Raw genomic sequence first — 12,360 nt, 5'->3', positions numbered from 1 at the left:
GCGGGACGGTATCGCGCCCGCCGGGTATCCTGCCGCGCATGACCGTGCTCAGCGTGAACCTCAACAAGGTCGCCGTACTGCGAAACTCGCGCGGCGGTGACCAGCCCGACATCCTGCGCGCCGCGCGCGCCTGCCTCGACGCGGGTGCCCACGGCCTGACCCTGCATCCGCGCCCGGATGCGCGCCACGCGCGCAGCGCCGACGTGATGGCACTCGCCGCCCTGGCGGGGGAGCGCCGCGTCGAGCTCAACCTCGAGGGCAATCCGTTCGCGGCGCCGCGACCCGGCTATCCCGGTTTCCTCGCGCTGTGCCGGGAGGCCCGCCCTGCGCAGGCGACCCTGGTGCCCGACGACGACGGGCAGGTGACCTCGGACCACGGCTTCGACTTCGCGCGCGACGGCCTGCGCCTGCGCCCGCTGGTCGCCGAACTGAAGGCACTCGGCTGCCGCGTCAGCCTGTTTGCCGATGCCGGCTGCGATGTCGATGCGGCCGCGGCCACAGGCGCCGACCGGATCGAGCTGTACACCGGTCCGTTTGCCGAGGCCCACGCCGCCGGCGACGCCGCGGCGCAACTGGCTGGCTGTGCCGACACCGCGCGGCGCGCGCAGGCCGCCGGACTAGGCGTGAATGCCGGCCACGATCTCAGCCAGGACAACCTGCGGGATTTCCTGGCGGCAGTACCTGGGGTCCAGGAGGTGTCGATTGGCCACGCGCTGATCGGCGAGGCATTGCATGACGGGCTGGCGACGACCGTCGCGCGCTACCTGGCGATCCTGGACGCCGCCGGCGCCTGACATAAAAACGCCGCCCTTGCGGGCGGCGCGAAGACAGCAAGCGTCTCTCCCGTCCGGCGCGCTGCAGGCGACGCCGGGGGGCCTTGCGTATTTCAGTTCCTGACGAACCCGATCTTCAGCATCTGCGCGTTCTTGGCCTCGGCCAGCACCTTGGCCAGCGTGCCGTAGTCCGCGTCCTCGTTGACGTCGATCTCAAGCGTCGGCTGGTTGGACGGATCGCGCTCCACTTCGGCCTGCATCATGTTGCGCAGGGCCGAGGTGGGCGTCGGGCTGTCGTTCCAGTACACCTGGCCCGACGCGTCGATCCGCAGGCGGATCGGCGGCGGCGGATCCACCGGGTTCACCGGCGGATTCAACGACGGCTGCGGCAGGTCGATGTCGATCGGATACGACAGCTGCGGCGCGGTGACCATGAAGATGATGAGCAGCACCAGCATCACGTCGCAGAGCGGAATGATGTTGATGTCGGCCATCGGGCCGTCACCGGAATTTGACGAAAAAGCCATGGTGCGAACTCCGGATCAGTTGCTTTCGCGGGTGGCGACGAAGCCGACCTTGCGCATGCCCTGGGCCTGCGCGATGCCGACGACCTGCTTCACCACGCCGTACTTCGTGGTCTTGTCGCCGCGGACATTGACCGGCGGCTGCGGGGTCTTCTGTGCCTCGACCGACAGTGCGCTTTCGAGCAGCTGCAGGGTGACCGGCTGGTCGTTGAGGAAGATCTCGCCGTCTTCGGTGACCGCGATGGTGATCGGCGGAGCCGGCGGTGCCGTCTCCGGCCGCTCATCCAGGTTCGCCTGGGGCAGCTCGACCTGGACCTTGTGGGCCATGAGTGGTGCCGTGACCATGAAGATGATCAACAGCACCAGCATCACGTCGACCAGCGGCACGATGTTGATCGTGGCGTTGACCTTGTCATGGCCACGACCGCTTGAACTGTAAGCCATGTCGGGACTCCCTCAGTACCTGGCGATCAGCGCTTCTGCTCGCCGACGCGCGAGCCGGTGGCGAAGAAGTCGTGCAGGTCATGCGCAAACGTGTCGAGCTTGTTGTTCGTCGAGCGGTTCAGGCGCACGAAGAAGTTGTAGCCAAGCACGGCCGGGATGGCCACGCCAAGGCCCAGCGCGGTCATGATCAGCGCCTCGCCGACCGGACCGGCAACCGCGCCGATGTCGGCCTGGCCGCTGGCGCCGATGCGGATCAGGGCGCGGTAGATGCCCCACACGGTGCCGAGCAGGCCGACGAACGGCGCGGTCGAACCGACGGTGGCGAGCACGGTCAGGCCGGCTTCGAGCTTCAGCGACTCGCGGGTCACGCCCTGGCGCAGCGCGCGGTCGACGAACTCGGAGCGGTTGAGCGACTCGACGAGGCGCGAACCTTCGTGGCGCTGGTGGTGCGCGGCGGCCAGGGCGGCGTCAAGCGCGACCTTGGAGAAGGGCTCGCTCTTGCGCTGCTCTTCCATGTGGCGGATCGCGTCCTGCGCGTTCGGGGTTTCCCAGAACGACTGGATCACGTTGTCCGAGCTCGCACGCAGGCGCGCGTTCTTGATGGCGTTGAAGATGATCCAGTAGATGGACATGGCCGACATGACGACCAGGGTGATGAGCACCACCCAGCCGACTGCGTCCATATGCTGGACCATGTCCGCGAAACCCATCTGCTGGAGCGCAGCGGCGTTGCTGCCGCCGGAGGCCGGGATGTTCGAAGTTTCCTGCAGCATGACGCTTACCTTCTAGATGTTGTGATTTGGATAGTTTGAAACGGGTATAGCCGGTGCAGCGATATAACAGCGTGAGGCGAGGCGGTGGCCGCGACCCGGGTCAGAGCACGAAATCAACCGGGACGCGCACGCGCCCTGCGGTGGCGACGCCGTTGACGACCTCAGGATTGAAGCGCCACTTGCGCGCAGCCTCCACCGCGGCGCGGTCCAGGTCGCGATTGCGGCTGGATTTCTCGACCGACACGTTGGTGACGTTGCCGTTCGCATCGACATCGACGATCAGGATCACCTGGCCGGTGACGCCGGCACGCAGGGCGGCCGGAGGGTACTTCGGCGGATTCATGCTCTTGGACGACGGGTCGACGCTCGCGCCGATGCTCGGCGTGGGCGCGGGCGGCGCGGGCGGCGCCGGCGGCGGGGCCGCGACGTCCATCGGCGACGGGTCGTCGAAGATCACCGGCGGCTGCTCGGGCGGCGGCGGCAGCGGTGACGGCGACGGCGGCACCAGCTCCTTGATGGGCTTGGGCTCCGGCGGCTGTTCCGGCGGCGGCGGCGGCGGCGGGGGCGGCGGCGGCGGTTCGATGATCACCACGCGCGTGACCTCTTCCTCATCCGCTGCGGCGCCGGGCGGGTTGACTGGCGCCAGCAGCAGCAGGACCGCGGCAGCGTGCAGCGCGACAACCATGGTGAAACCGGTGATACGTGCCCAGTTCAGGCCCTCGTCCTGGTCGTCGTTCCGGTTCGAGGTCGTGGAGGGTTGCGTCATGCGGGGAACTCAAGTCTGGCCGGGCGGGAAGCGCCCCGAATATTGTCGTATCCGCGCCGCTGGTTCGGCGCGGGAATTTCCAAGCTTATACCAATCGTGGCGGCTAGTACCAACCTTGCCGACCCACAATCGAGGACGCGCTCAGCGCTTGAGGAGCGCCCGCGCCTCGTCAGGCCGCTTGATGCCCTTGTCCAGCGCCTTCTGCGCGGCATCCTTGGATTCGGCGCTGCGGCCTTCATTGGCCAGCACCTTCGCGAGATTGAGCCAGGTCTCGCCATCAGGTGCGAGTGGCGCGGCCTTCTGGTAGGCCTTGATCGACTCGTCGTACTGCTCGCTGAAATAGTACGCCTGCGCCAGCGCGTTGTACGTCTGGTGGTCGGGCTTGAGGATCTGCTTGTCCAGGCCCTCGGTGATCACCGCGGCGGCCTCGCGCTCCTTGCCCTCGCTGTTGAGGTACAGCGCCATCAGGTTGCGGTAGTCGCGCTCCTCGGTGAGCTCGCCGGCCTTGCGCAGGCGCTCGTAGACTTCCAGCGCCCGCGGGATGTCGTCTGACTGCAGGTAGATGTTGGCGAGGTTGAGCTGTGCACGCTTGTCGCCCGGTGCCTTGGCGGCGATCTCCTCGGCAAGGCGCGCAGCCTCTTCCGACCGGCCCGACTCGGCGTAGGACGCCATCAGCAGCTGCACCCAGTCGGGCCGTGCCTCCGGGTTGCCCTCCACCACCGGCTTCAGCGCCGCGATCGCCTCGTCGAAGCGTTCGAGCCGGTAAAGCGAATTGCCGCGGATCACCTGGTAGGTGGGATCGGTGGTCTTGGTTTCGGCAATCAGGCGGTCGAGCGTCGCGAGGGCTCCGGCATAGTCGTCGTCCTGCAGCTGCAGCTGGGCCAACGTCACCATTGATCCGTAGTGGTCGTTGTTCTTCAGGCCGTTCAGTTCGATCGCCTTGCGCAGGTAGTCCTTGGAGCGCTCGGCGTCGGTGTCCAGGTACAGGTCGGCCATCAGGCGCATCGTGATGGCCCGCTCGTAGGCATTGGCCTTTTCGTTGGCGAGGATCTCGTCGGCGATCACCTGCGCGGCGGCGACATCACCTGCCTGCTGGGCGTCGGAGAGCTTGTTGAGGCGCGGCCCGATCCGCTGCGAGGCGGCCAGCGTGGGTTCCTGGCGAGTGGCGCCGGGGAACAGGTTCGCCGGCTCCTCGGCCGTCGCCTTCGCGGCCTCGGCGCGCGCACGACGATCATTGGCGCGCTGGGCGTTGGCATCACCAACGGTCATCACCAGCAAGGCAGCGGCGATCGCCGTGGTCAGCAGGCGGCTGGAATTGGAAACGGACATCGGGGACACCTTTCAGGTTGCGGCTGCCGTGTAGCGCGGGCGCCTTGCTTCAATCGGGTCGCAAAAACTAACAGAAGAAGATGACGGCCGCGAGCGTCCGCATGTCCAATATGAACACGCTCAACCGCATGCCGGGCGCCGGCCGGCGCTGCGGGCCTGCTCCCAGGTGGGCACCAGCCCGACGGCCCTCGCCTGCAGCTCGCCGATGCGGGCGCTGGGATCCGGATGGGTGGACAGCCACTGCGGCGCGCGGCCACCGCCACTGGCCGACATCATGTTCTGCCACAGATTGACCGCCTGGCGCGGGTCGAAGCCGGCCTTGGCCATCAGCTGCTGGCCGACGACGTCGGCCTCGCTTTCCTGCACACGCGAACCGGGCAGCAGGAACGCGGTCTGCAGCGCAGCGCCGCCGAGCTGGTTGGTGGTCTGGCTGGCGCCCTCGCCGTAGCGCGAACCGAGCACCGCGCCGACCACACCCAGGCCGGCCTGCGCGCCCATCTGCCGGGTGATGCGCTCATCATGGTGGTTGGCGACTACATGCCCCACCTCATGCGCAATCACGGCCGCCAGCTGGTCCTGGGTCCGGGCGACGGTGAAGATGCCGGTGTACACGCCGACCTTGCCGCCCGGGAGCGCGAACGCGTTGGGATTGGCATCCACGAACACCGCCGACTCCCAGCCGATGCGCTGCTGGTCTGCCGGCAGCTCGCGCACGATGGCGTTCACCACGCAGCTCACGTAGCGCTTCTGCGCGGCGTCGGTCGACTGCCGGAGCTGGGCCTTCTGCTCGGCGAAGGCCTGCGCGCCCATCGCATCGAGCTGATCCTGGGACACGGCGCCGACGTACTGGGTACGCCCGGTCGGCGAGGTCGTGGTGGCGCACGCCGCCGCCAGGCAGGCGATGGCGACAGCGGTGGCGGCAGAGATCGGCGAGGTCCGCATGGGGAGTTCCTTGAATGGGTCAAGCGGTTGTAGACCGCGCAACCTGAAGGCGGCGTCAACTCCCCTGCGGGCAGGCGGGGTCACACGTCGAGGTTGGTCACGCGCAGCGCGTTGTCCTCGATGAACGCCCGCCTGGGCTCGACCACGTCGCCCATCAGGGTGCTCAGGATCTGGTCGGCGGCAACCGCGTCCTCGATGCGCACCTGCAGCAGGCGGCGGGTCTCCGGGTTGACCGTGGTTTCCCACAGCTGTTCCGGGTTCATTTCGCCGAGGCCCTTGAAGCGCTGGATCTGACGGCCCTTCTTGGCTTCGTCGAGCAGCCAGGCCTGCGCCTGGGCGAAGCTCGAGACCGCCTGGGTGCGGTTGCCGCGCACGATCTGCGCACCGTCGCGCACCAGGCCATTGAGCAGCGCCGCCGCATCGCGCAGGGCGCGCAGCTCGCCGCCCTCGAAGGCGGAGAACGGCAGCACCTGCACGGTTTCCAGGCCCATGTGCCGGCGCCTGACAAGCAGCGCGGCCGGATGCTCGCCTTCGCCCGCCTGGAACTCCAGCGCGTAGCGCGGCTGGCCCAGGCCACCCCGGTTCAACCGCGCCTCGAGCACGTCGAGTTCGTGGCGCTCGTCGGTGTTCTCCGCCAGGCGCGCGGCGTCGAGCGGGGTGTAGTCGATCAGCGCTTCGAGCACGTTGGGATCGTAGCGGTGGGTGTTGCGGACGATGGTCTCGCGCGCGCCGGCAAAGGCCAGCAGAAGCTTCTCCAGCGCCATGCCTTCGATCGCCGGCTCGCCGGTGGCCGGGACCAGGGAGGCGCCTTCAACGGCGTTGCCGGCGAGGTAGGCGTCGAGCGCCGCGTCATCCTTCAGGTACAGCTCGGTCTTGCCCTGCTTGATCTTGTACAGCGGCGGCAGGCCGATGTAGACGTGGCCGCGCTCGATCAGTTCCGGCATCTGCCGGTAGAAGAAGGTCAGCAGCAGGGTGCGGATGTGCGAGCCGTCGACGTCGGCGTCGGTCATCAGGATGATGCGGTGGTAGCGCAGCTTGTCGGGGTTGTATTCGTCCTTACCGATGCCGGTGCCGAGCGCGGTGATCAGCGTGCCGACCTCAGCCGACGCCAGCATGCGGTCGAAGCGCGCGCGCTCGACGTTGAGGATCTTGCCCTTCAGCGGCAGGATCGCCTGGGTCTTGCGGTTGCGGCCCTGCTTGGCGGAGCCGCCGGCCGAGTCACCCTCGACGATGAACAGTTCGCTGAGCGCGGGATCCTTCTCCTGGCAGTCGGCGAGCTTGCCCGGCAGGCCGGCGATGTCCAGCGCGCCCTTGCGGCGGGTCAGGTCGCGCGCCTTGCGCGCGGCCTCGCGGGCGCGGGCGGCGTCGACGATCTTGCCGGCGATCGCCTTGGCCTCGGACGGGTTTTCCTGCAGGAATTCCTCGAGCTTGGCGCCGAAGGTGTGTTCCACCACCGGGCGCACGTCGGAGCTGACCAGTTTTTCCTTGGTCTGCGACGAGAAGCTCGGATCCGGCACCTTCACCGACAGCACCGCGATCATGCCTTCGCGCATGTCGTCGCCCGAAAGGCTCACCTTGGCCTGCCTGGCGATGCCGTTCTGCTCGATGTAGTTGGTCAGCGTGCGCGTGAGCGCGGCGCGGAAGCCGATCAGGTGGGTGCCGCCATCCTTCTGCGGGATGTTGTTGGTGAAGCAGAACATCGTTTCCTGGTAGCTGTCGGTCCACTGCAGGGCCACGTCGACCGTGATGCCGTTTTCCTCGCCGGTGACCGAGATCACCTTGGGGTGCAGCGGCGTCTTGAGCTGCGCCAGGTGCTCGACGAAGGAGCGGATGCCGCCCTCGTACTCGAACACGTCGCGGCGCGGCTCGCCGCGCTCGTCGGCCAGGGTGATCTTGACGCCGGAATTGAGGAACGACAGCTCGCGCAGGCGGCGCGCGAGGATTTCGTAGTGGAACTCGACGTCGCTGAAGATCTCGACCGCGGGGCGGAAGCGCAGCAGCGTGCCGCGGCGCTCGGTGGCCTCCATCTGCTTGAGCCGGTACAGCGGTTCGCCCAGCGAATACTCCTGGCGGTAATGGAAACCGTCGCGCCAGATATCCAGCCCGAGGTGCTCGGACAATGCGTTCACCACCGAGACGCCCACGCCATGCAGGCCGCCGGACACCTTGTAGCTGTTGTCGTCGAACTTACCGCCGGCATGCAGCACGGTCATGATGACTTCGGCCGCCGAGACGCCCTCTTCCTTGTGGATGTCCACCGGAATACCGCGACCGTTGTCGGACACCGACACCGAGCGGTCTTCGTGGATGGTCACCACGATGTCGTCGGCGTGGCCGGCCAGCGCCTCGTCGATCGCGTTGTCGACCACCTCGAACACCATGTGGTGCAGGCCGGTGCCGTCGTGGACGTCACCGATATACATGCCTGGACGCTTGCGGACGGCCTCCAGCCCGCGCAGGACGGTGATCTTGCTGGAGTCGTAGCTGCTGTTGCCGCTATCGGGGGTGCTGTCGGTCTGGTCGGTCATCGAATGCTTCTGGCCCTTCGGGATACCCCACCCGTGCCTGCCGCTGCCATGCCGCGGCTGACACATTACTTATAGGGGTGTGAGACGGCCATTATACCAGTTTGCGGCGCTTGGCAAGGATGCGCGCAACCCTACCCCAGAGGGGCTCGCCGGGGCCGCTGACGGAGCGATGGCGCAATGATCCATTGGCCGCAGCTGCGGCGCGCCCGAAACATGCGCCCTGACGCACCCACCCTCACCCCCCGCACCTCAAACGGCGCGCCGGACCTCACCATGTTCCACGTGGAACACGACGCTCTGCGCAACGGGCAGGCTGGCCAGTTCGACGCCGGTGATGAACACCTGGGCCGGAGTCGCCTGCAGCACCGACAGCACCCGCTGGCGGTGCTCGGCATCGAGTTCCGAGGCAAGGTCATCCAGGGCCACGACCGGCCAGCCGCCGCGCTCGAGGGCGCAGTCCGTCGCCTGGGCAAACAGGCAGGCCAGCGCCGCCAGCTTGGCCTGGCCGCGGGACAGCGTCTCCCGGTCGGGCTTCGACGCCAACTGCAGCCGCCAGTCCGCGCGGTGCGGGCCGACCGTGGTGTGGCCGAGGGCCCGATCGCGGTCCTGCGCGACGGCCAGCGCGTCGCTGAGCGACAGGCTGTTGCGGCGCCAGCCCGGATCGAACTCCAGCGTCATGCGCCCCAACCCGGGCGCAAGGTCCGCAGCCACCACAGCCAGGCGCTCCTGCAGGCGCTCCAGATAGAAGACCCGGCGGCGCGTGAGTTCTTCACCGGCCGCGCCCAGCTCGAGATCCCAGGCGGCCAGCTGCGCCGGTCCGGCACCCGACTTCAGCAGCGCATTGCGCTGCTTGAGCCCGCGCGAATAGCGGCGCCAGACCGGCAGGAAGTCCTGTTCCACGTGGAACAACCCCCAATCCACGAACCGTCGGCGCGGCTCGCCGCCTCCCGACACCAGCGCATGGCTGCCGGGCTCGAACGCCACCACCATGAACGCGGCACACAGTTCCCCGAGGTGTCCGACCTTCTCGCCATCCAGTCGCGCCTCCCAGCTCGCGCCGGTATGGCGCAGCCCGGCCTTGCGCAAGCCTTCAGTTCCCGACGCATCTGATGCCCGCCATTCCGCAAAGACTTCGAGCGCGTCGGCGCCGGTGCGTACCAGCCCGTCCCGCACGCGGCCACGAAAGCTGCGACCGTAGGCCATCAGGTGCAGTCCCTCCAGCACGCTGGTCTTGCCCGCACCGTTGGCCCCGACCAGCAGGTTCAGGCCCGGGCCGGGCTGCAGCGCGACGTCGCGCAGGTTGCGCAGGTTGCGCAGCTCGAGTCGGGTCAGGCGCATGCAGCCCACCCTGGAAAAGCAGAACGCCCGGACCAGGCCGGGCGTTCGTGTTCCACGTGGAACGTGTTGATCACAGCCGCAGCGGCATCACGACATGGCGGGAGCGCTCGTTGGCGGCCTCGCGCACCAGCGCCGACGAGTTGGCGTCGCGCAGGGCGATGACCACGGTCTCGTCGCGCAGCGCACCCAGTGCGTCGAGCAGGTAGTTCACGTTGAAACCTACCGCCAGGCCGTCGACGCTGGTGTCGGCCTCGACTTCTTCCTGGGCTTCTTCCTGTTCGGGGTTATGGGCGTTGATCTTCAGCTGGCCCGGCGACACTTCCAGGCGCACGCCGCGGTACTTCTCGTTGGAGAGGATGGCGGCACGCTGCAACGCGGCGCGCAGCACCTCGCGGTCGATGCGCACCTCGCGGTCGGCGCCAATCGGGATAACGGCCTCGTAATCCGGGAAACGGCCGTCGATCAGCTTGCTGGTGAAGGTGACATCGTCGCGCTTCACGCGGATGTGGTTGCGGCCCATCTCCAACTCGAGCACGCGGTCGCCGCCCTCCAGCAGGCGCTGGAGCTCGGTCACGCCCTTGCGCGGCACGATGATCTGGCGCTTGGACTGCACGCTGTCTTCCAGCGCGGCTTCGCACAGGGCGAGGCGGTGGCCGTCGGTGGCCACGCAGCGCAAGCGCTGGTCGGCGAGGTCGAACAGCAGGCCGTTGAGGTAGTAGCGGACGTCCTGCTGCGCCATCGCAAACGACGTGCGCTCGATGAGCTCCTTGAGCGCCGCCTCGGGGACATTGACGCGCTCGGTGGCCTCGACCTCGTCGATCGACGGGAAGTCGTTGGCCGGCAGGCTGGCCAGCGTGAAGCGGCTGCGACCCGCCTGCACGGTGACCTTGTCGCCGGACTGCGACACGGTGACCTTGCTGCCATCGGGGAGGGCGCGAACGATGTCGAACAGCTTGCGCGCCGGGATGGTGATCTCACCGTCCTGGGCGTCGTCGACTGCACAGCGCGCCACCATTTCGACCTCGAGGTCGGTACCGGTCAGCGACAGCTGGCTGCCGGTCACCACGACCAGCAGGTTGGCCAGGACGGGCAGGGTCTGGCGCCGCTCCACGACGTTGACGACCTGGGCCAAGGGCTTGAGGAAAGCTTCTCGCTGCAGACTGAAACGCATGCCGTGGTGTCCCCTTAGCCCTTAGCTCTTAAATAGGATAAATAACAAAAAGCGGTGGTGGTGGAGTCGGAAAAATCTGTTGAAAACCTACGTAATTATCTGATCTACAACATATTTCCGCCGCTACAACCCCAGTGTGAAACCCCGCCAGGTCTGCGGACAAGCTGTGGACAATTTCCGGCCCCGTTTCAACATCGCAAACTATCCACAACTTGTCCCCGGTCCGTACAGGCGTTCGCGGGGCGGCCCAGCGATGGCTTATTCGTTCAACTTGCGGATCAGCTTGTCCCAGTCCTCGCGCAGCTTTCCGTCAGTCTGCGCCAGGGTGCGGATCTGACGGCAGGCGTGCAGGACCGTGGTGTGGTCTCGACCCGCGAACGCGTCGCCGATTTCGGGCAGGCTGTGCTCGGTGAGTTCCTTGGCCAGCGCCATCGCCATCTGGCGAGGGCGGGCCAGCGAACGCGTCCGCTTCTTGCCCAGCAAATCCTTCATCTGCAACGCATAGTAGTCTGCCACGGTCTTCTGGATGTTGGCGATGCTGACCGAGGCCTGCTGGGCGCGCAGCAGGTCGCGCAGGGTCTCCAGCGCGAACTCCTGGGTGATCGCCCGGCCGGTGAAATTGGCCTGCGCAGTCAGCGTATTCAGCGCGCCTTCCAGGTCACGCACGTTGGACGGCATCCGCTTGGCGAGCAGGAACGCCACGTCTTCGGGGATGTGGGTGCCGCGCTCGCGCGCCTTGGCCAGCACGATCGCCGCACGGGTCTCGAAATCGGGCGGGTCGATGCCCACCGGCAGGCCCCAGGCGAGGCGTGATTTCAGCCGCGGCTCGAGGCCCTCGACTTCGCGCGGGAACCGGTCGCAGGTCATGATGATCTGCTGGCGGCCTTCGAACAGCGCGTTGAAGGTGTGGAAGAACTCCTCCTGCGTGCGGTCCTTGCCGGCGAAGAACTGGATGTCGTCGATCAGCAGCGCGTCGAGCTGCTGGAACTGGCGCTTGAACTGGTCCGCGGTGCGTTCCTGCAGCGAGCGGAAGAACGCGCTGTAGAAGTCGTTGGAGCGCATGTACAGCACCCGCGCGCCGGGGTTGTTGCGGCGCATCTCGTTGCCGGCGGCGAACATCAGGTGGGTCTTGCCCAGGCCTGTGCCTCCGTACAGCAGCAGCGGGTTGTGGGCGCGGTCGCCCGGCTTCTGCGCGGCCTGCCACGCGGCGGCGCGGCCGAGCTGGTTGCTGCGGCCCTCCACGAAATTCTCGAACGTGTAGTGGTTGTCGAGGTTGCCGTGGAACGCGAGATCAGCCGCCGATACCGCCGGCGCAACAGTCGCGCGCGCCGGCTCCGCGGCCTTTGGCAGCGAGCCGATCTCCAGCGAGACCTCGCCGCCGCCACCGAAGTGGCCGAGCAGCTCGCGGATCCGCACCATGTAGCGGTCGCGCACCTCGTCACGCACGAAGGCGTTGGGTGCGTACAGCACCGTCGAGTCGGCGCGGCGCGCCGCCTGCAGCGGCCGCAGCCAGGTTTGAACGTCTTCGGCCGGGAATTCGGCTTCCAGGCGTTCGAGGCAACGGGGCCAGGCTTCCATGTGTGCGTTCGACATACCGACGGCAGGGCCGCCGACACCGTGGGCGAACCACGTGCGGCGGGGGCGAAAGGGGAACGCGCAGCCTATCACCGCGCACCCGGCCATGTACGCCGCGCCGCCGTGGGGACAGGAGGCGGTGGCAAACCCGATTTGACCTGCGGCCATCGACGCGCCTAGAATCTCCGGTTCTTTCC

At 67.6% G+C, this 12,360-nt stretch carries 11 protein-coding genes; 1 reads left to right on the top strand and 10 read right to left on the bottom strand.

Features of this window, described 5'->3' with window-relative positions; genetic code table 11:
• The first annotated feature begins 38 nt into the window (after window positions 1-38).
• Complete coding sequence (locus tag JGR64_RS00055; RefSeq protein ID WP_199374240.1) at window positions 39-794, top strand: pyridoxine 5'-phosphate synthase; 756 nt, start codon at window positions 39-41, stop codon at window positions 792-794.
• A 92-nt stretch (window positions 795-886) separates the two neighbouring features.
• Here the strand turns inward: JGR64_RS00055 and JGR64_RS00050 are convergent, their stop codons facing one another.
• The 10 genes from JGR64_RS00050 to dnaA form a co-directional block, all read right to left on the bottom strand.
• Window positions 887-1,300, bottom strand: a complete 414-nt coding sequence (locus tag JGR64_RS00050; RefSeq protein ID WP_182824002.1) for a biopolymer transporter ExbD — start codon at window positions 1,298-1,300, stop codon at window positions 887-889.
• Between the two features lie 15 nt (window positions 1,301-1,315).
• The gene (locus JGR64_RS00045; RefSeq protein WP_199374238.1) at window positions 1,316-1,741 is read right to left on the bottom strand and encodes a biopolymer transporter ExbD; all 426 of its coding nucleotides are present in this window, start codon (window positions 1,739-1,741) and stop codon (window positions 1,316-1,318) included.
• A gap of 26 nt (window positions 1,742-1,767) precedes the next feature.
• Window positions 1,768-2,514 carry a MotA/TolQ/ExbB proton channel family protein gene (locus JGR64_RS00040; RefSeq protein ID WP_182824005.1) on the bottom strand — a complete coding sequence of 249 codons (747 nt, stop codon included), beginning with the start codon at window positions 2,512-2,514 and terminating at the stop codon, window positions 1,768-1,770.
• A 100-nt stretch (window positions 2,515-2,614) separates the two neighbouring features.
• Window positions 2,615-3,280 (bottom strand): energy transducer TonB, encoded by a 666-nt coding sequence (locus JGR64_RS00035; RefSeq protein ID WP_199374236.1) that lies wholly within the window; start codon window positions 3,278-3,280, stop codon window positions 2,615-2,617.
• A 141-nt stretch (window positions 3,281-3,421) separates the two neighbouring features.
• Window positions 3,422-4,609 (bottom strand): tetratricopeptide repeat protein, encoded by a 1,188-nt coding sequence (locus JGR64_RS00030; RefSeq protein WP_199374235.1) that lies wholly within the window; start codon window positions 4,607-4,609, stop codon window positions 3,422-3,424.
• Window positions 4,610-4,729: 120 nt separating this feature from the next.
• The gene (locus JGR64_RS00025; RefSeq protein ID WP_199374233.1) at window positions 4,730-5,551 is read right to left on the bottom strand and encodes a M48 family metallopeptidase; all 822 of its coding nucleotides are present in this window, start codon (window positions 5,549-5,551) and stop codon (window positions 4,730-4,732) included.
• A gap of 80 nt (window positions 5,552-5,631) precedes the next feature.
• Window positions 5,632-8,079, bottom strand: a complete 2,448-nt coding sequence (gyrB, locus tag JGR64_RS00020; RefSeq protein WP_199374231.1) for a DNA topoisomerase (ATP-hydrolyzing) subunit B — start codon at window positions 8,077-8,079, stop codon at window positions 5,632-5,634.
• A gap of 249 nt (window positions 8,080-8,328) precedes the next feature.
• Entirely contained in the window at window positions 8,329-9,417 is a 1,089-nt protein-coding gene (gene recF / locus JGR64_RS00015; protein ID WP_199374229.1) for a DNA replication/repair protein RecF, read from the bottom strand.
• Between the two features lie 70 nt (window positions 9,418-9,487).
• Window positions 9,488-10,588 (bottom strand): DNA polymerase III subunit beta, encoded by a 1,101-nt coding sequence (dnaN, locus tag JGR64_RS00010; RefSeq protein ID WP_199374227.1) that lies wholly within the window; start codon window positions 10,586-10,588, stop codon window positions 9,488-9,490.
• A gap of 258 nt (window positions 10,589-10,846) precedes the next feature.
• Window positions 10,847-12,166: a chromosomal replication initiator protein DnaA gene (gene dnaA / locus JGR64_RS00005; protein ID WP_199374225.1), complete on the bottom strand. Its 1,320-nt coding sequence runs from the start codon at window positions 12,164-12,166 to the stop codon at window positions 10,847-10,849.
• Window positions 12,167-12,360 lie beyond the last annotated feature (194 nt).

It is taken from the genome of Luteimonas sp. MC1572, from assembly GCF_016615815.1.
Lineage (GTDB): Bacteria > Pseudomonadota > Gammaproteobacteria > Xanthomonadales > Xanthomonadaceae > Luteimonas.
Note: the sequence above shows the minus strand (reverse complement) of the source record. Positions and strands in the feature narration are given on the sequence as shown.